Below are 17,474 nucleotides of genomic sequence, written 5' to 3'. Positions count from 1 at the left end.
CAGAGCAGCACAGAACAACGACGGGCAGTGAAACGCAGTGCGGCGGCGCGGACCGCCGCTCGATCGGAGACGGGTGAGATGGGTACAACGCTGCGAGGCGTCGGTGTGAGCCACGGTGTGGCGATCGGCGAGGTCCGGCACATGGGGACCGCCGTCCTCGAACCGCCGGCCAAGCAGAATCCGGCGCAGGACGCGGAGCGTGAGCAGGGACGTGCTCACCAGGCGGTGGAAGCCGTCGCCGCCGATCTGATCGCCCGGGGCAATCTGGCCGGTGGTGAGGCGCAGGCGGTGCTCGAAGCACAGGCCCTCATGGCGCAGGACCCCGAGCTGATGGCCGATGTGGAACGGCGTATCACCGTCGGCAGCAGCGCCGAGCGCGCGGTGTACGACGCGTTCGCCGCGTATCGGGCGCTGCTGGCGGGTGCCGGTGAGTATCTGGCGGGCCGTGTGGCGGACCTGGACGATGTCCGGAACCGGATCGTCGCCCGGCTGCTCGGGGTGCCGATGCCCGGCGTCCCGGACAGCGACGAGCCGTATGTGCTGATCGCACGGGATCTCGCCCCTGCGGACACCGCGCTGCTCGACCCGGCTCTGGTGCTCGGTTTTGTGACCGAGGAAGGCGGGCCGACGAGCCACAGCGCGATTCTCGCGCGGGCGCTCGGAGTACCGGCCGTGGTGGCTCTGCCGGGCGCCGGGGAGCTGGCCGAGGGCACGCTGATCGCGGTCGACGGCAGCACCGGTGAGATCTTCGTCGAGCCGAGCGAGGAGAAGCGGACCGAGCTGGAGCGCGCCGCGGCCGCCCGGAAGGCGGCGCTGTCCGCCTCCAGTGGCCCCGGGGCCACCTCGGACGGTCACAAGGTGCCGCTGCTGGCGAACGTCGGCGGTCCCGGTGATGTGCCGGCGGCGGTGGAGGCCGGTGCCGAGGGTGTCGGGCTGTTCCGCACCGAGTTCCTGTTCCTGGACGACAGCGAGCGGGCACCGTCCGAGGAGAAGCAGGTCGAGGCGTACCGGAAGGTCCTGGAGGCGTTTCCGGAGGGCCGGGTCGTCGTACGGGTCCTGGACGCGGGCGCCGACAAGCCGCTCGCCTTCCTGACCCCCGCCGACGAGCCGAATCCGGCCCTGGGCGTGCGGGGTCTGCGGACCCTGCTCGACCATCCCGATGTACTGCGGACCCAGCTCACGGCGCTGGCGAAGGCCGCCGCGGGACTTCCGGTGCATCTGGAGGTCATGGCGCCGATGGTGGCGGACCGCGCGGATGCCAAGGCGTTCGCCGACGCGTGCCAGGAGGCCGGGCTGCGGGCGAAGTTCGGCGCGATGGTGGAGATTCCGTCGGCCGCGCTGCGGGCGCGTTCGATTCTTCAGGAAGTCGAGTTCCTTTCGCTCGGCACCAATGATCTGGCGCAGTACACCTTCGCCGCCGACCGTCAGGTGGGTGCGGTGTCCCGGCTCCAGGACCCGTGGCAGCCCGCGCTGCTGGATCTGGTGGCGCTGTCGGCGGAGGCCGCGAAGGCCGAGGGCAAGAGCTGTGGTGTCTGTGGTGAGGCCGCCTCCGATCCGCTGCTCGCGTGTGTGCTCACCGGTCTCGGTGTGACGTCGCTGTCGATGGGCGCCGCGTCGATCCCCTATGTGCGGGCGACGCTCGCGAAGTACACGCTGGCGCAGTGCGAGCGTGCCGCGGCTGCCGCCCGTGCGGCGGACAGCGCCGAGGAGGCGCGGGTCGCCGCGCAGGCGGTGCTGTCCGGGGAGTAGCCCCGGTCCGCTCCTGGGTCGGCTTCCGCTGTGGCGGGAGCCGACCCAGGAGCAGGGGTGGTGGAAGGGCCTCGCGGTGGCGGGGCCCTTCCGCTTTCCCGTTCCCCGGGCGCCGGTGCACGGGGTACGGGGTCGCTTCAGTGATGGGCGTCGGGGTAGTCGTCGGGGATGGTGAATCCCGCCCGGTACTCCACTCCCGGCTCGGGGGAGATGGGTTCTCCGGTGGCGGCGTCGGTGCAGTAGGCGCTGAAGACCTCCGCCTCGGTGAGGGGATGGAGTCCGCGAGGGTGAATCCGCCAGCCGTGGAGGCGGTCGGGCCTCCCAGGAACACTGGTGCGGAGAACCAGTCCGCCGGGTCTGCCGAGTGCGAGGGCAGCCGCCAGTACCGTGACGAACTCCGCTGTCTCGGGCAGGTCCAGTACGGCTGCGCCGGGGTCGGCTCCGACGTCCGCGGGCTCCGGGCCGGTGGACTCCCTGCCCGTGGGCTCCGTTCCGTCGGCGTGAAGAACGGCGATCAGCTGTTCCTCGGGGGCGGACACGCTGCACACGAGGTGGTGTCCGCCGGGCCCGGCCTCGGCGAGCAGGCCGAGCAGCAGATGGGAGGCCCGGTCGAAGGCGGCTTCCCCGATGTCCTGGCCGCAGTCGGCGCACTGTCCGATGTCGGCGAGGAGCAGGGAGGCGTACTCCCAGGTGGCACGGCGGACGGCGGTGTCGATGAGCTGGGGAAGCAGTGCGTCCAGCGGTTGTCCGCCGTAGGGCACGGCGGCGCCCCGGGTGGGGATCTCGGCCGTGTACCGGGCCCGGCTGAGGGCCGAGTCGGGGTCGAGGCCGTGCTCGGAGCAGTACGCGGCGAAGTCCTCGGGGTCGAAGAGGGCGACGGTGGTGTGGAGCTGCCGGGAGGCCAGCGTTCTCAGCAGGGCCTCGGTCTCCCTGAGGTAGTCGGGATGGTCGTCGAAGGTGAAGCTGGGGTAGCGGCGCATCGCGCGGAAGTCGACGGAGTCGGCCAGGACGCCGACCGTCCCGGCGGTTTCCCGGCGCAGGGCGGCGCGGAAGGAGATCCGGCTCCCGGGGCGGCCGTCGTTCTTCCGGCGGCCGGGGCGGCTTCGGGGACCGCGACCGGCCGCTTTCCTTTTCGTATCCGTACGGCCGGTCTTCGGCGTGTCCGGCCCGGCTGCTCCGCCCCTTCCCCGCTCGCGGCGTTCCTCGTCCGGACCCGGAGTGCTGTCGTGCGGCATGCTGGTTCCCCCTCGCGGTCGGTCGACTGCTGATGACCCACCGTAAGGGCCGCCACTGACAATGCCGGGCTCGGACAGTTCTGCCCTGGTCAGCGGGGTCGTCTCAGGCGTTGCGGGTGCGGGCGAGGTCTTCGTAGAAGGAGAGCAGGGCGGCGTCGTCCACCGAGCCGGGGTTGACGGCCTTGGTGAGGGGGGTGCCCTGGAGCAGCCGTTTCACGGGGACTTCGAGGCGTTTGCCGGTGAGGGTGTGGGGGACGGCGGGGATCTCGATGATGTCGTCGGGGAGGTGCCGGGGGGAGAGTTGCTCCCGGATGATCTGTTTGATGCGGTCGCGCAGTGCGTCGTCGAGGGTCGCGCCCTCGGCGAGCTGGACGAAGAGCGGCATCCAGTAGCCGCCTTCCGCTTCTTCCACCCCGATGACCAGGGATTCACGGATCTCGGGGAGGCGTTCGACGGCCTCGTAGATGTCGGCCGAGCCCATGCGGACGCCCTGGCGGTTGAGGGTGGAGTCGGAGCGGCCGTGGATGATCACGGAGCCGCGTTCGGTGAGGGTGATCCAGTCTCCATGGCGCCAGACGCCGGGGAACATCTCGAAGTAGCTGTCGCGGTAGCGGCTGCCGTCGGGGTCGTTCCAGAACCGGATCGGCATCGAGGGCATGGGCCGGGTGACGACGAGTTCGCCGACCTCGCCGACGAGGGGGTTGCCGTGGGGGTCCCAGGACTGGAGGTCGGTGCCGAGGCAGGCGGCCTGGAGTTCGCCGATGTGGACGGGCAGGGTGGGGACGGCCCCGGCGAAGCAGCTGCACACGTCGGTACCTCCGCTGACGGAGGCGATCCACCGCTCGGGGCCCGCCGCGGCGAGTTCGTCGTGGAGCCAGCGGAATCCGTCGGGCGGCAGGGGTGATCCGGTGGTGGCGACGCAGGCGACGCGGGAGAGGTCGTGGTCGCGGGCCGGGTGGACACCGGCCTTGCGGCAGGCCATGACGTAGGCGGCGGAGGTGCCGAAGAAGGTGGCGCCGGTGCGTTCGGCGACGCTCCACTGGGCTCCGGTGGAGGGGTGGCCGGGGCTGCCGTCGTACAACACGACCGTGGTGCCGGTGAGCAGGCCGGAGACGAGGAAGTTCCACATCATCCAGCCGGTGGAGGTGTACCAGAAGAAACGGTCCTCGGGTCCGAGGTCGCAGTGGAGGGAGAGTTGTTTGAGGTGTTCGAGGAGGATGCCTCCCTGCGACTGGACGATGGCCTTGGGCAGCCCGGTGGTGCCGGAGGAGTAGAGCACCCACAGCGGGTGGTCGAAGGGGACCTGCTCGAAGCGGGGCTCGGCGGTCCCGGCGGTGACGGCTGCCCAGTCGAGGGCGCCGTCCGGGGTGTCGGTGCCGATGAGAGGGATGTGGACGACGGCGCGGAGCGTGGGCAGTTCCCGGCGGAGTTCGGCGACGGTGCCGGTGCGGTCGTGGACCTTGCCGCCGTAGCGGTAGCCGTCGACGGTGATGAGCACCACGGGTTCGACCTGCTGGAAGCGGTCGAGGACGCTGCGGGCGCCGAAGTCGGGGGCGCAGGAGGTCCAGACCGCTCCGACGGCGGCGGTCGCGAGCAGCGCAGTGACGGCCTGGGGGATGTTGGGGAGGTAGCCGCTGACGCGGTCCCCGGGGCGTACGCCAAGGGCACGCAGTTCGGCGGCGAGCGCTCCCACCTGGCGGCGCAGTTCGGCCCAGGTGACGGGGGCGGCCTCGTGGGTCTCGTCCACAGGGAGGAGGGCGGGCGCGTCGGGACGTTCGGCGGCGGCGCGCAGGGCGTGTTCGGCGTAGTTGAGGGTGGCACCGGGGAACCAGCGGGCGCCGGGCATGGCGGTGTCGGCGAGGACCGTCTCGTAGGGCGTGGCGAAGCGGATGTCGAACCATTCGGTGACGGCGCGCCAGAAGGTGTCGAGTTCGTCGACGGACCACCGGTGGAGGGCGGGGTAGCCGCCGTGGGCGGGGGCTCCGTGGTGCTCGGCGGCCCATGCCTGGAAGCGGGTGATCCGGGCCGCCGCGACCCGGTCGGCGTCCGGTTGCCACAGGGGTGCGGCGTTCGCTGCTGAGGTCATGGCGGCTCCCGTGGGTGTGGCTGGGTGTGGCTCGGTTCTGCCGGGGGTGGATCGGGCCGGGCGGGGTGTGCGCGGCTGACAGGGACGATGCCATGTGATCGTCTTTCGCACCAGGGATCGCCGGGCTGTCCGGGAACGGCCGGATGTGGTCCCCCGCGAAGGGTGAACGGAGGCTGAACACGGCACGGGGGCGGTGGCGCCGATGGCAGGCTGACGCCATGGACGGTCGGGGACTGGTGCGCACGCTGCGGAGCCTGGGGACGGTACGGGGGTGGCGGGCCGCGCGTTCGGGCTGGCGGATGCGGCGGATCGACGCCCAGGGGCTGCCCGCGCGGGGGCCGCAGCGTGCCAGGGTGCCGGGTGAGGTGACGGGGGCGGAGCCGCTGCCGGGGGGCGGTGTGGTGCGGTTCGCGCGTTCCTCGCTGGTGATCCGGGTGGTCGTGGGCGGGGCGGTGTTCTGGGGCTGGGACGGGGCGGGGCCCGAGCCGTCGTACGCGCTGACGGGTGCGGGGCCTGAGCCGGATTCCCGGGCGGCGCTGGAGCCGGACAAGGACGGCGGCTGGCGGGTCGTGTCCGAGCGGGTGACGGTGCTGGTGTCCCGGCAGGGTGCGGTGGAGGTACGGACCCCGGGCGGGGTGGTGCTGCGCCGGGATCTGCCGCCCCGCTGGTGGGAGCCGGTGGACGGGGCCGACGAAGGCCGGGGCGGGGGCGGCACGGACGGCGTCGGCGGTGGGCCGGTCCGCGGTGGGGGAACCGCGCGGTGGACGCTGCGGACGGAGGTGCCCGCGGACGCCCGATTCTTCGGTCTCGGCGGGCGGTCGTCGGGGCCCCGGCTGCGGGACGGTGTCCATCGGCTGTGGAACACCGATCCGCGGGGTCCGTTCGGGCCGGGGGACGATCCGCTGTACATCACGATGCCGGTGCTGCTGGTGGTCGCGGACGCGGGGACGCATCTGGCGTTCCATGACAACTCGTGGGACGGCCGGGTGACGCTGCGGGAGGGCGAGGAGGGCGCGGGGTCGGGCCATGACCGGGTGGGCGTGTGCGAGGTGCGGATGGAGGGCGGTCCGCTGCGCTGCTGGGTGATCGTGGGGAAGCCGTCCCGGGTGCTGTCGCGGTGGGCGAAGCTGACGGGCGCGCCCGCGGTGCCGCCCGCCTGGGCGCTGGGTCCGCAGCACGCGCGCTGGGGCTTCGGCAGTGAGGCGGAGGTGCGGCGGATCGTGGCGGGCTACCGGGAGCGGGAGCTTCCGCTGTCGGCGCTGCATCTGGACATCGACCACTACGACGGCCACCGGGTGTTCACGGTGGACCGTGAGCGTTTTCCGGCGCTGCCCCGGCTGGCGCGGGAGCTGCGGGAGCAGGGGGTGCGGCTGGTGTCGATCGTGGATACGGCCGTGAAGGCGGAGCACGGGTTCGGGGTGTACGACAGCGGGGTCGCGGCGGACGCGTTCGTCCGGGACGGGCGGGGGCGCGAGGTGCGCGGGGTGGTGTGGCCGGGGTGGTGCGCGTATCCGGACTTCACGGACCCGGAGGTGCGGCGGTGGTGGGGGGAGCTGTACGCGGAGCGGCTGGAGCAGGGGTTCTCGGGGGTGTGGCACGACATGAACGAGCCGGTGTCCTTCTCCCCCGTCGGCGACCGTACGCTGCCCCGCTCGGCCCGGCACTCCCTGGAGGGGCGCGGCGGTGATCACCGCGAGGCGCACAATGTGTACGGCTTGACGATGGCACGGGCGGGGTATGAGGGGCTGCGGTCCCTGCGCCCGGAGGAGCGGCCGTTCCTGTTCTCGCGTTCGGGGTGGGCCGGGATGCAGCGGTACGGGGGGACCTGGTCCGGGGATGTGGCCACCGGCTGGCCGGGGCTGCGGGCCTCGCTGGTGCTCGGGCTCGGTCTGTGTGGAGTGCCGTACTCGGGGCCCGATATCGGGGGGTTCGACGGCAACCCGTCTCCGGAGCTGTTTGTGCGATGGTTCCAGCTGGGTGCTTTTCTGCCGCTGTTCCGTACGCATGCGGCGATCGACGCGGGGCGGCGGGAGCCCTGGGAGTTCGGACCGCAGGCGCTGGAGTGCGCGCGGGTGGCGCTGGCGGAGCGGGAGCGGCTGCGCCCGTACCTGGTGACGCTCGCTCATCTGGCCCGGCTGACCGGTGCCCCGTATGTGCGTCCGGTGTGGTGGGGCGCGCCGGACGACCGTCCGCTGCGGGACTGTGAGGACGCGTTCCTGCTGGGGGACGCGTTACTGGTGGCTCCGGTACTGGAGCCGGGGGTGGAGCGGCGCGCGGTGCGGCTGCCGCGGGGCCGTTGGTACGACACGGCGACGGAGCGGGCGTACGACGGGCCCGCGACGGTGACGCTCGACGCTCCGCCGGCCCGGATTCCGGTGCTGGCGCGGGCGGGTTCGGTGATCCCTGTGCGGGGCCCCGATGGCGGGCTTGAACTGGAGGTGTGGGCTCCGGCGGGTGGGCGGCGGGGCGGCGGTCTGGTGGTGCCGGACGCGGGCGACGGCTGGGAGCGCGCGGAGGTGGAGCGGTACACGGTCCGTCTGGTGGACGGCGGGGTGCGGGTGAAGCAGGTCAGGACGGACGGCTCGGGGCACCCCCGGTGGCCGGTGCGGGTGCGGGGTCTGGGGCTCGTACCGGGTGGTGGGTCCGGTGGTACGGCCCTGCCGTAGCGGCGGTGCGGGACCGTCGGCGGCGGACCGGCCGGGGCGGCGGCGGCCCGTCGGCGGCGGTTCACTCGTAGCGGTGCAGGAACCATCTCCGTACCGCGGTGGTGTGCAGGGGGAAGGCCAGTTCGACGGGGGTGCGCAGCAGTTTCCAGCCAGTGGTCTCGTCCGTCGGCCGGGAGGGCGGCAGGCTTTCGACGGGCAGGGTGGGCAGCAGGCCGAAGACCAGCAGATGGCCGTGGGGTGAGCTGAGGACGTCGGCGAGCCGGACGTCGGCGGCGGCTGTCCCGATGCCGGTCTCCTCCCTCAGTTCGCGGGCGACGGCGTCCCGCCAGTCCTCCCCGTGGTCGATGAAGCCTCCCGGGAGGGCGGTGCCGCCGAGCTGCGGTTCGATGGACCGGACGACGACGACCAGGCCGCTCCCGTCGGCGTCCCGGGCGGGCTGGAGGGCGACGGCGACCGGCAGGGGGTTGCGGTACGCGGTGGCTCCGCAGGCGGGGCAGGTGCGGGGCCAGTCGGCGGCGGTCCCGCGGGGCCGGTGGGGGGCTCCGCAGTCACCGCAGTAGGAGTCCTTGGGCACGCGCGGACTGTATCCGATGAGGTGGGGAGGAGGCTCGCCCGTCCGGGTGAGGCATGGCACACTTCTGACGTATCGTCAGATCAGGTTCTCCGGGGAGGATTCATGGTTCATGTGCCCGTGGTGGCCGGCTGGTTCGCCCAGGACGACGAGACGGGCTTCCGGCTGCTCGGAACGCGCTGCACGGGCTGCGCCGCCGTCTCCTTCCCCCGCGAGGAGGACTTCTGCCGCAATCCGGACTGCCCCGGGGGCGAGCTGGCGGAGGTCCCCCTCTCCCGCCGGGGGACGATCTGGTCGTACACCGACGGGCGCTACCGTCCGCCCCCGCCCTACCCGGGCGACCCGGGGGCCGAGTGGGAACCGTATGTCCTGATCGCCGTGGAGCTGGCCGCCGAGCGGATGGTGGTCCTCGGCCAGGCGGCGCCCGGGGTGTCCCTCGCGGATCTCGCGGTCGGCATGGCGGTGGAAGTGGTTCCGGGGGTGCTGTACGAGGAGCACCGCAAAGACGACGGACACCGCGGAGCCGCGGACGGCCCGGAGGGCACCGGCGCGGACGGAGACGGCGGCGGGACCGTCTGGACGACCTGGCACTGGCGCCCCGTCCGGGAGGGCGCGTGAGCGGCGGCGGCAGCGACATCGCGGTCCTCGGAGCCGGAATGCACCCCTGGGGCAAGTGGGGCCACCGTTTCGTCCGGTATGGAACGGTCGCCGCGCGCGCCGCCCTCGCCGACGCGGGGCTCGACTGGCGGCAGGTGGACACGGTGATCGGCGCGAACACCGTACGCGGCGGCTACCCCGGGCAAGTGGCGGGGGCGACCTTCGCCCGGGCGCTCGGCTGGCAGGGGGCCCGGGTCGCCAGCGTGTACGCGGCCTGCGCCTCCGGCGCGCAGGCCATCGCCGCGGCCCGCGACCGGATTCTGGCCGGGCAGGCCGACGTCGTGCTCGTGGTCGGCGCCGACGCCGCGCCGAAGGGTTTCTTCGCCCCCGCCGGAGGGGAGCGGCCGGACGATCCCGACTGGCTGCGCTTCCGGGTGCTCGGCGCGACCAACCCCGCCTACTTCGGCCTCTTCGCCCGCCGCCGGATGGCTCTGCACGGGGAGACCCCTGAGGACTTCGCGCTGGTCAAGGTGAAGAACGCGGCGGCGGGCGCGCTCAACCCGTACGCCCGCTACCGCACCCCGGTCACGGCCGCGGACGTGGCCGCGTCGCCCGTCGTCGCCGATCCGCTGCGGCTGCTGGACATCTGCGCCACGTCCGACGGGGGCGCGGCGCTGGTGCTGACGGGCCTGGATTTCGCCCGTCGGCACGGTGCGGCCCGGCCGGTCCGGGTCCGCGCGGTGTCGACCGTCACCCCCGTCTATCCGAGGACGGTGCTCGATCTGCCGGACATCGCCACCGACTCGGCCGTCACGGTGGAGCCGCAGGCGGAATCCGGCCTGCCGCAGGACTCCTTCCGGCCCTCGATCGCGCGCGCCGCATACGAGGAGGCGGGCATCGGACCGGAGGATCTGTCCCTCGCGGAGGTGTACGACCTGTCGACGGCGCTGGAGCTCCAGTGGTACGAGGACATCGGCCTCTGCCCACCCGGGGAGGCGGTGAAACTCCTCCGGGAGGGGACGACCTCACTGGGGGGAAGCGTTCCGGTGAATCCCAGCGGCGGGCTCGCCTCCTTCGGTGAGGCCGTGCCCGCCCAGGCCATCGCCCAGGTGTGCGAGCTGACCTGGCAGCTCCGGGGCGCGGCGGGCGGGCGCCAGGTGGCGGGGGCACGGACGGGGATCACCGCGAACCAGGGGCTCTTCGGTCACGGCTCCGCTGTGGTGGCCGTCCGCTGACCGGCCCGCAGTGGCGCAAGGCGTCCGTACGCCTGCCGTCCAGGCGGGCGGACCGTGCGTGGCGTACCCGCGCCACTCCGTCACAAAACCCGCAACTCGCGCTGGCGCAGGTGACCTTGACGACCCATCACCAGGGGTGAACACTGCCCATTCGTCGGCGGTTGCCCCACACCGCCCTCGGAACAGGGCCGCACATCGGCAAGGTCACCACGCTCGTCGGGGGCGCCGGGCGGAGCGCGGAACCGCTCCGGTCCGACTCCCGCGTCCATGGCACCGCCATGGAGTACGCATCCTGTAGGCAGGACCGGGGCCCGGCCCCGGTGAGGGCCCGAGGGCCAAGGAGTCGCCATGAGCAATGGAGACATTTTCGTCGGCGAGGTGCTGGGCACCGCCATCCTCATCATGTTCGGTGTGGGCGTGTGCGCCGCCGTCAACCTCCCCTATTCCAAGGCGCGCGCCACCGGTGCGGGCTGGATCGTCATCACCTTCGGCTGGGGTTTCGGGGTGCTGGCGGGCGCCTACGCGTCGGCACCGCTGTCCGGCGGGCACCTCAACCCCGCCGTGACCCTCGCCCTCGCCATGGACACCGGGGACTGGGGCACGTTCCCCGTCTATGTGCTGGGCCAGTTCGCGGGCGCGATGCTCGGGGCGGTCCTCGGCTTCCTCGTCTACTACTCGCAGTTCCAGGCCAACGGGGAGGAGGACAAGGCGCAGCCGACGCTGGGGATCTTCGCCACCGCTCCCGAGGTGCGCAATCCGGTCACCAACATCATGACCGAGGTGATCGTGACCGTCGGGCTGGTGCTGCCGGTGCTCTCGTTCAACAAGAACGACGGCATCGGCGTCGGCCAGATCGCCGGACAGGACGCCGGGATCTACGGTTCCGGTATCTCGATCCTGCTGGTCTCGCTGCTGGTGGTGGGGATCGGTCTCTGCCTGGGCTCGCCCACCGGCTACGCCATCAACCCGGCCCGTGACCTGGGGCCGCGCATCGTGCACGCCGTGCTCCCGATCCCCAACAAGGGGACGTCGGACTGGGCGTACTCCTGGGTTCCCGTGGTCGGCCCGATGATCGGCGGGGCACTGGCGGGCCTGCTCTTCAAGATCATCTACTGACGGGGGCGCCGGTCATGATGGACAGCTTTGTCGCGGCGATCGACCAGGGCACCACCTCCAGCCGCTGCATCGTCTTCGACCAGCACGGCGCGATCGTCGCCGTGGACCAGCGGGAGCACCGGCAGATCTTCCCCCGGCCCGGCTGGGTGGAGCACGACGCGGCCGAGATCTGGTCCACGGTGCGGGCGGTGGTGGCGGGGGCGATCGACCGGGCGGGGCTGACGGCCGACCGGATCAGCGCGCTCGGCATCACCAACCAGCGCGAGACGACCGTGCTCTGGGAGCGGGCCACCGGAAGGCCCGTGCACCATGCCATCGTCTGGCAGGACACCCGTACCGCCGCTCTCTGCGCCGAGCTGGGCGGGGCGGACGGTCAGGACCGGTTCCGGGAGGCGACGGGGCTGCCTCTCGCGAGCTACTTCTCCGGGCCCAAGGCCGCCTGGCTGCTGGACGAGGTGCCGGGGCTGCGCGCACGGGCCGAGGCGGGCGAGATCGCCTTCGGCACCATCGACTCCTGGCTGATCTGGAATCTCACCGGTGGCACCGAGGGCGGGGTCCATGTCACGGATGTGACCAACGCGTCGCGGACCCTGCTGATGAATCTGCGGACCCTCCAGTGGGACCCGGAGATCCTGGACGCGATGAGGATTCCGCGGGCGATGCTGCCGGAGATCAGATCCTCGGCGGAGGTGTACGGGACGGCGGTCGGCCCGGTGGCGGGTGTTCCGGTGGCCTCCGCCCTCGGCGATCAGCAGGCGGCGATTTTCGGACAGGCGTGCTATGAGCCCGGCACCGCCAAGAACACCTACGGCACCGGGAGCTTTCTGCTGCTGAACACGGGCGAGCGGCCCGTGCCCTCGCGGCACGGGCTCATCACCACGGTCGGGTACCGGATCGGCGAGCAGGCCCCGGTCTACTGCCTGGAGGGTTCGATCGCGATCACCGGGGCATTGGTGCAGTGGTTCCGCGACCAGCTCGGCATCATCCGCAGCGCCGAGGAGATCGAGCCACTGGCGGCGAGCGTCGCCGACAACGGCGGGGCGTATGTCGTCCCCGCGTTCTCCGGTCTGTACGCGCCGTACTGGCGGGCGGACGCACGCGGTGTCATCACGGGGCTCACCCGGTATGTCACCAAGGCCCACCTGGCCCGCGCGGTCCTGGAGGCGACGAGCTGGCAGACGCGTGAGGTCGTGGACGCGATGCACGAGGACTCCGGGGTCCGGATCAGCACGCTGAAGGTCGACGGCGGCATGACCGTGAACCAGCTGCTGATGCAGCACCAGGCCGATGTCCTCGGTGTGCCGGTGATCCGGCCGAAAGTCGCCGAGACGACCTGTCTGGGGGCGGCGTACGCGGCGGGGCTCGCGACCGGGGTCTGGTCCGGCACCGACGAACTGACGACGCACTGGCAGCGGGACGCGGAGTGGACGCCGGGGATGGCCGAGGACGTCCGCGAACGCGAGTACGGCCGGTGGCGCAAGGCGGTGGAGCGGAGCCTCGGATGGGAGGGGACCGTGGGCTGAGACGGCCCGCACGGCCGTCTCCCCGCCCCGGGCCGGATCAGGTGGAGGCGGGCTCCCGTCCGGCGCCCACCCGGACGAGCGCGTGTTCCACCACGGCGGCCAGGACCTCCTTGGCGGACTCGCGTTCGCGGGCGTCGCACATCATCAGCGGCACATCGGGGTCGAGGTCCAGCGCCGCCCGTACCGTCTCGGCGGGGAAGCGGTCCGCCCCGTCGAAGCAGTTGACGGCGACGGTGAAGGGGATGTCACGGCGTTCGAAGTAGTCCACGGCGGCGAACGAGTCCGCCAGGCGGCGGGTGTCGGCGAGGACGACCGCGCCGAGGGCGCCCTGGGCCAGTTCGTCCCAGAGGAACCAGAAACGGTCCTGCCCCGGGGTGCCGAAGAGATAGAGGACCAGATCCTCGCGGAGGGTGATCCGTCCGAAGTCCATGGCGACCGTGGTGGTCGTCTTGCCCTCCACCCCGACGGTGTCGTCCACCGGGCGGCCGATCTCGCTCAGATCCTCCTCCGTGCGCAGCGGTCTGATCTCGCTGACCGCGCCCACCAGAGTCGTCTTGCCCACCCCGAAGCCTCCCGCCACCAGGATCTTCAGGGTGACGGGCTCGACGGGCCGCCGACTGCTAGAGCGCCCGAAGGCCATTGATCACCTCGCGGAGAATATTGACGTCCGGCAGCTCGGCCGGGGGAACAGGACGGGTGACGTGGACCAGGGCGTCGTCGACGAGATCGCCGACCAGGACGCGCACCACTCCGACGGGGAGGTCGAGCCCCGCCGCCAGTTCGGCGATCGACTGCGGGGAGTCCTCGCAGCGCTCGACGATCTCGACATGCTCGGGGGAGAGCGACTGGTCGTGGTCGGGGTGCGCGGCGGTCGGCTCCGGCACGACCAGGGCGATGAGATCGAGCCGGTGCCGGCCCGTACTGCTGGTGCGGCCACGGGTCATGGCGTACGGGCGGACGACGGGGCCCGCGTCGGCGTCGAAGTAGTGGTGCGGTCGCCGGGTGGGGTGAGTCGCATCACTCATTCCGGGCGCCCCTCAGCCTTCGGCGCGACCGGTCCGCGGCACGGTGGCGAGGTGGGCTCCGACCCGTTTGACCATGAGCGTCATCTCGTACGCCACCTGGCCGACGTCGGAGTCCGCGTCCGCGAGGACGGCCAGGCAGCTGCCGTCACCGGCGGCGGTGACGAAGAGGAACGCCTCGTCGAGTTCGACGACGGTCTGGCGGACGCCGCCCACGTCGAAGTGGCGGCCGACGCCCTTGGCGAGGCTGTGGAATCCGGAGGCGACGGCGGCCAGGTGCTCGCTGTCCTCCCGGGTCAGCTCCCGCGAGATGCCGGTGGCGAGGCCGTCGCCGGACAGGACGAGGGCCTTCTGGATGCTGCCGACGCGGTCGACGAGCTCATCGAGCAGCCAGTTCAGTTCGCCGCCCCTGGTGGCCGTGCGGCCACCGTGGGTGTGTGCTGCGGCATGCGGTGCGGTCATCGACCGTCCCCCTCCGGTGTCGTTCGCGGTGCTGTCTGTCCTGGGGCGGTGCCGGTGGTCCGCCCGGCGTCACCGTCCCCCTGTGCGTTCTTGAGCCGACCTCGCTGCCAGCCCCGCTGCATGGCGGCCATCCGGTCCCGGACCTCCTCGGCGTCCCGTTCGTCGCCCGGCCCCTGTCCTTGCGCCTGCGGCTGACCCGGGTCCTGGGGCGGCGGCCGGTCGGCGGGGCGGCCCCCGCGGAGCTGGGGGGCGAGGCTGGCCTGCCGGACCCGGCGGGGCAGTCCGTCGATCGTGGGCGGCCCGTCGGCCGTGGGCGGTCCGTCCGGCCCGGAGACGGGGGCCACGGCGGCCGGAGGAGGCGGAGGGGTACGTTCCGGGCCGCCAGGCCGATGGGCACGGTCCCGGCCGTCCACTCTCCGGCCGTGATCGGCGACGAGGGTCGGGGGCTTGCGGCGGGGCAGCGGTACGGGTGCCGCGGGCTGTTCCGGCTGCCGCGGGAGCGGCTCCAGGGGCGGTACGAGGCGGTGGGGGCCCTCCAGGGCCTCCAGAGGGTCCTGGAGGGGGGCCCGGGGCCGGAACAGGAGGTCGTCCTCGCCGCCGTCACCGTCCGGGCCGGAGCCCGCGGCGCGAGCGAGGCCGGGATCGCGGTCCGGGGTGAGCAGGGTGTCGGGGTCGGTGAGCGCGTCGGGACTGGTGGGGGCGTCCACTCCGGTCAGGCCGGACGGCCCCTGCGGGCGGGGGGACCGGGTGAGCGCGGACAGGCCGGTTCCGGTTCCGCCGCCGCGCCGCCCGGACGTGTCCTCGACCCGCCGGTCGATCCGGAAGCTGCCGCTCCGGTCCTCGGGTGCCTCGGTCAGCAGCCCTGCGGGCAGGAAGACGATGGCGGTGGTCCCCCCGTACGGCGACGGCTGGAGCGATACCCTGACGTTCTGACGCTGCGCCAGCCTGCTGACGACGAAGAGCCCGAGCCGGTCGGTGTCGGACAGTTCGAACTCGGGTGTCTCGGCGAGCCGGAGATTGGCATCGAGCAGGATGTCGGGGGCCATGCCCAGGCCCCGGTCGTGGATCTCCAGCGTGAAGCCGTTGGCGACCCGTTCGCCGACCACCTGGACGGCGGTGTGCGGCGGGGAGTACACGATCGCGTTCTCCAGGAGTTCGGCGATCAGATGGGTGAGGTCCGCGACGGCGGGACCGCCCACGCCGATCCTCGGCAGCCGGCGCACCTCGATGCGCTCGTAGTCCTCGACCTCGGCGACGGCGGCACGGACGACGTCCATGAGCTGCACCGGATTGCGCCACTGCCGGGAGGGGGCCGCCCCGGAGAGGATCACGAGCCCTTCGGCGTGCCGCCGCATACGGGTGGTGAGGTGGTCCAGCCGAAAGAGATCGGCCAGTTCCTCGGTGTCCTCGGTGCGGCGCTCCATGGCGTCGAGCAGGGTGAGCTGGCGGTGGAGGAGGACCTGATTGCGGCGGGCGAGGTTGACGAAGACCTCGGAGACCCCGCGCCGCATCTCGGCCTGGCGGACGGCCGCCTCGACGGCGGCCCGCTGGAGGGTGTTGAGCGCCTGGCCCGCCTGGCCGATCTCGTCCTGGCCGTACTTCAGGCGCGGGGCCTCGGTCTCCACGTCGACCTGCTCGCCGGAGGCGAGGCGGCGCATCACGCTGGGCAGGCGCACACCGGAGACCTCGTGGGCCTCCTTGCGGAGCCGGGAGAGATCGCGGATGAGGGCCCGGCCGATGCGCACGGAGACCACGACGGAGCAGAAGAGGGCGAGGAAGCCGAGCACACCGGCGACACCGGCCTGGATGAAGACGCCGCGGGCGGCGGGGTCGACCCGGTCCTGGTAGCGCTCGCCGCCCGCCCCTGCCTCCCGGCGGAGTTCGGTCAGTACCGGTGTGGCCGCCTGCTGCCACTCCTCGATGTCGGACCTGCCCGCTCCGGTGATGGAGCCGCGCTCGACGAGGCGTTCCTCGGCGTCCCGGAGGGGCTCGGTCCTGGGGCCGCGCCAGAGCTGGACGTAGATCTCGCGCTCCTTGGCGGGCAGCCCCTCCAGATTGATGCTGTAGTACAGCTCGCGGTGGGCGACGAGGTCGGAGAGGAGCCGGATCTCACGGGGGGTGACGCGGCCCGCGGTGAGCGCGGAGGCGATCAGGGCGTCCTCGCGGGACAGCATCTCGGACGCGCGGGCCACGCCGACGAGGGCGCGGCCCTGTCGTTCGATGGAGACGTCGTGGATGGCGTGGAGGATGACGAGGAAGCCGAAACCGGGGTCGACCATGCGGTTGTAGTACTCCAGCGCCTCCGCCCGGGTCACGGTGCCCGACTCCACCGAGCGGCGCAGGGCGGGCAGTCCGTCGAACCCCTTGAGCAGCGAGGACAGCCGCCGTTCGGCGTCGGACCGCATGTCGTCGCGGATCTCCTGGCGGGCGGCGTTCCGCTCCAGGGTCGCCAGGGCCCGGTCGGTGGCCAGGCGCCGTTCCCGCAGGTCGGGCAGGGCACGGGACGCGCTGCGGTCCGCCAGGTAGACGAGGGTCTGGCGGCGTTCGTCCTGCATGACCTGGAGGGTGACAGCGACCGGGCGGCCGAGTTTCTCGGTGACCTCGCCGACCTCCCAGAGGTCGTTGGCCTCACGGCCGGTCAGAACGGTGGCGAAGGCCCACAGGGCCGTCATGGAGACCAGGGGGACGAGCAACAGGGCCACGATCTTCCGGCGGATGGACTTCCCGCGAAAGCGCATGGCCTCCCCTTGTTCAACGCCGCCTTCCGGCAGCGGTGTTGCTGTGTCGTCAACAAACGGCGCGAGCCTACTACTGCCACAGAGACAACTCGAAGGCACATCCGGGCGATTTTCAGCCGGACGGATCGGTGTCGTTCACAGCTTGTCCCCGTATTCAAGGAGTTGGCATTCCCGGCGTGCCGTGCGATGCCCGGTGAGGGGGCGTGTTCCGGACGCAGGGAGATGGCTGGAATTCTCCCCTCGGTTCTCCGCCGCGTGCGGGCGGGGCCGGGACGCGTGTCCGACTCGCCGCCGGGAGCAGGCGGTATCACCGGCCGCCGGGGGCCCGGGGAATCTTTCGGCGGCGCCGTTCGTCTGGGTACATGAGAGGTCCTCAGAAGGTTCCGCGGGTCCGGCGGGAGGCCGCAGGAGCCACGGGGGTGGCTGTGCGGCGCAAGGAGCCGTCCGGGCGGGTACCGGCTCCACGCGGCGCGC

Annotated in this window: 13 protein-coding genes; 6 read left to right on the top strand and 7 right to left on the bottom strand. The window is 72.5% G+C overall.

The window, feature by feature from the left end; translation table 11 throughout:
* Positions 1-78: 78 nt before the first annotated feature.
* Positions 79-1,749, top strand: a complete 1,671-nt coding sequence (ptsP, locus tag CRV15_RS25085; RefSeq protein WP_003959048.1) for a phosphoenolpyruvate--protein phosphotransferase — start codon at positions 79-81, stop codon at positions 1,747-1,749.
* 137 nt (positions 1,750-1,886) lie between these two features.
* On the opposite strand, the gene CRV15_RS25080 is transcribed toward ptsP, so the two are convergent.
* Both CRV15_RS25080 and CRV15_RS25075 read right to left on the bottom strand, forming a co-directional pair.
* Entirely contained in the window at positions 1,887-2,984 is a 1,098-nt protein-coding gene (locus CRV15_RS25080) for a hypothetical protein (protein WP_003959049.1), read from the bottom strand.
* 103 nt (positions 2,985-3,087) lie between these two features.
* Positions 3,088-5,070: an acetoacetate--CoA ligase gene (locus tag CRV15_RS25075; protein ID WP_003959051.1), complete on the bottom strand. Its 1,983-nt coding sequence runs from the start codon at positions 5,068-5,070 to the stop codon at positions 3,088-3,090.
* 218 nt (positions 5,071-5,288) lie between these two features.
* On the opposite strand from CRV15_RS25075, the gene CRV15_RS25070 reads away from it, so the two are divergent.
* Complete coding sequence (locus CRV15_RS25070; protein WP_137986979.1) at positions 5,289-7,736, top strand: glycoside hydrolase family 31 protein; 2,448 nt, start codon at positions 5,289-5,291, stop codon at positions 7,734-7,736.
* Between the two features lie 61 nt (positions 7,737-7,797).
* Here CRV15_RS25070 and CRV15_RS25065 read toward each other — a convergent pair whose 3' ends face one another.
* The gene (locus tag CRV15_RS25065) at positions 7,798-8,310 is read right to left on the bottom strand and encodes an NUDIX domain-containing protein (RefSeq protein ID WP_009995452.1); all 513 of its coding nucleotides are present in this window, start codon (positions 8,308-8,310) and stop codon (positions 7,798-7,800) included.
* Positions 8,311-8,412: 102 nt separating this feature from the next.
* Between CRV15_RS25065 and CRV15_RS25060 the strand changes: the two genes are divergently transcribed.
* The 4 genes from CRV15_RS25060 to glpK all read left to right on the top strand — a co-directional run bounded on the left by CRV15_RS25060 (position 8,413) and on the right by glpK (position 12,778).
* Positions 8,413-8,925, top strand: a complete 513-nt coding sequence (locus CRV15_RS25060) for a Zn-ribbon domain-containing OB-fold protein (RefSeq protein ID WP_003959677.1) — start codon at positions 8,413-8,415, stop codon at positions 8,923-8,925.
* Positions 8,922-10,139 carry a lipid-transfer protein gene (locus CRV15_RS25055; protein WP_003959678.1) on the top strand — a complete coding sequence of 406 codons (1,218 nt, stop codon included), beginning with the start codon at positions 8,922-8,924 and terminating at the stop codon, positions 10,137-10,139. Before CRV15_RS25060 ends, CRV15_RS25055 begins: the two co-directional genes overlap by 4 nt.
* 348 nt (positions 10,140-10,487) lie before the next feature.
* Positions 10,488-11,255 (top strand): MIP/aquaporin family protein, encoded by a 768-nt coding sequence (locus CRV15_RS25050; RefSeq protein WP_003959679.1) that lies wholly within the window; start codon positions 10,488-10,490, stop codon positions 11,253-11,255.
* Positions 11,256-11,269: 14 nt separating this feature from the next.
* Entirely contained in the window at positions 11,270-12,778 is a 1,509-nt protein-coding gene (gene glpK / locus CRV15_RS25045) for a glycerol kinase GlpK (protein WP_003959680.1), read from the top strand.
* Between the two features lie 37 nt (positions 12,779-12,815).
* On the opposite strand, the gene CRV15_RS25040 is transcribed toward glpK, so the two are convergent.
* Genes CRV15_RS25040 through CRV15_RS25025 form a run of 4 tightly spaced genes read right to left on the bottom strand, consistent with a single transcriptional unit; the run spans position 12,816 to position 17,000 of the window.
* Positions 12,816-13,418 carry a GTP-binding protein gene (locus tag CRV15_RS25040; protein WP_003959681.1) on the bottom strand — a complete coding sequence of 201 codons (603 nt, stop codon included), beginning with the start codon at positions 13,416-13,418 and terminating at the stop codon, positions 12,816-12,818.
* Positions 13,399-13,803 (bottom strand): DUF742 domain-containing protein, encoded by a 405-nt coding sequence (locus CRV15_RS25035; RefSeq protein WP_003959682.1) that lies wholly within the window; start codon positions 13,801-13,803, stop codon positions 13,399-13,401. The genes CRV15_RS25040 and CRV15_RS25035 overlap by 20 nt, the downstream gene beginning before the upstream one ends.
* A gap of 12 nt (positions 13,804-13,815) precedes the next feature.
* Positions 13,816-14,262 carry a roadblock/LC7 domain-containing protein gene (locus CRV15_RS25030; RefSeq protein ID WP_003959683.1) on the bottom strand — a complete coding sequence of 149 codons (447 nt, stop codon included), beginning with the start codon at positions 14,260-14,262 and terminating at the stop codon, positions 13,816-13,818.
* Positions 14,259-17,000 carry a nitrate- and nitrite sensing domain-containing protein gene (locus CRV15_RS25025; protein ID WP_003959684.1) on the bottom strand — a complete coding sequence of 914 codons (2,742 nt, stop codon included), beginning with the start codon at positions 16,998-17,000 and terminating at the stop codon, positions 14,259-14,261. Before CRV15_RS25025 ends, CRV15_RS25030 begins: the two co-directional genes overlap by 4 nt.
* Between the last annotated feature and the right edge of the window lie 474 nt (positions 17,001-17,474).

Origin of the sequence: Streptomyces clavuligerus (assembly GCF_005519465.1) — a bacterium.
GTDB lineage: Bacteria > Actinomycetota > Actinomycetes > Streptomycetales > Streptomycetaceae > Streptomyces > Streptomyces clavuligerus.
This window is presented reverse-complemented; position numbering and strand designations above follow the sequence as displayed.

Coding starts and splice junctions, on each gene's coding strand:
- CRV15_RS25075 (WP_003959051.1), bottom strand. CDS start 5,070: ATGACCTCAGCAGCGAACGCCGCACCCCTGTGGCAACCGGACGCCGAC.
- CRV15_RS25050 (WP_003959679.1), top strand. CDS start 10,488: ATGAGCAATGGAGACATTTTCGTCGGCGAGGTGCTGGGCACCGCCATC.
- CRV15_RS25060 (WP_003959677.1), top strand. CDS start 8,413: ATGGTTCATGTGCCCGTGGTGGCCGGCTGGTTCGCCCAGGACGACGAG.
- CRV15_RS25070 (WP_137986979.1), top strand. CDS start 5,289: ATGGACGGTCGGGGACTGGTGCGCACGCTGCGGAGCCTGGGGACGGTA.
- CRV15_RS25035 (WP_003959682.1), bottom strand. CDS start 13,803: ATGAGTGATGCGACTCACCCCACCCGGCGACCGCACCACTACTTCGAC.
- CRV15_RS25080 (WP_003959049.1), bottom strand. CDS start 2,984: ATGCCGCACGACAGCACTCCGGGTCCGGACGAGGAACGCCGCGAGCGG.
- CRV15_RS25040 (WP_003959681.1), bottom strand. CDS start 13,418: ATGGCCTTCGGGCGCTCTAGCAGTCGGCGGCCCGTCGAGCCCGTCACC.
- glpK (WP_003959680.1), top strand. CDS start 11,270: ATGATGGACAGCTTTGTCGCGGCGATCGACCAGGGCACCACCTCCAGC.
- CRV15_RS25030 (WP_003959683.1), bottom strand. CDS start 14,262: ATGACCGCACCGCATGCCGCAGCACACACCCACGGTGGCCGCACGGCC.
- ptsP (WP_003959048.1), top strand. CDS start 79: ATGGGTACAACGCTGCGAGGCGTCGGTGTGAGCCACGGTGTGGCGATC.
- CRV15_RS25025 (WP_003959684.1), bottom strand. CDS start 17,000: ATGCGCTTTCGCGGGAAGTCCATCCGCCGGAAGATCGTGGCCCTGTTG.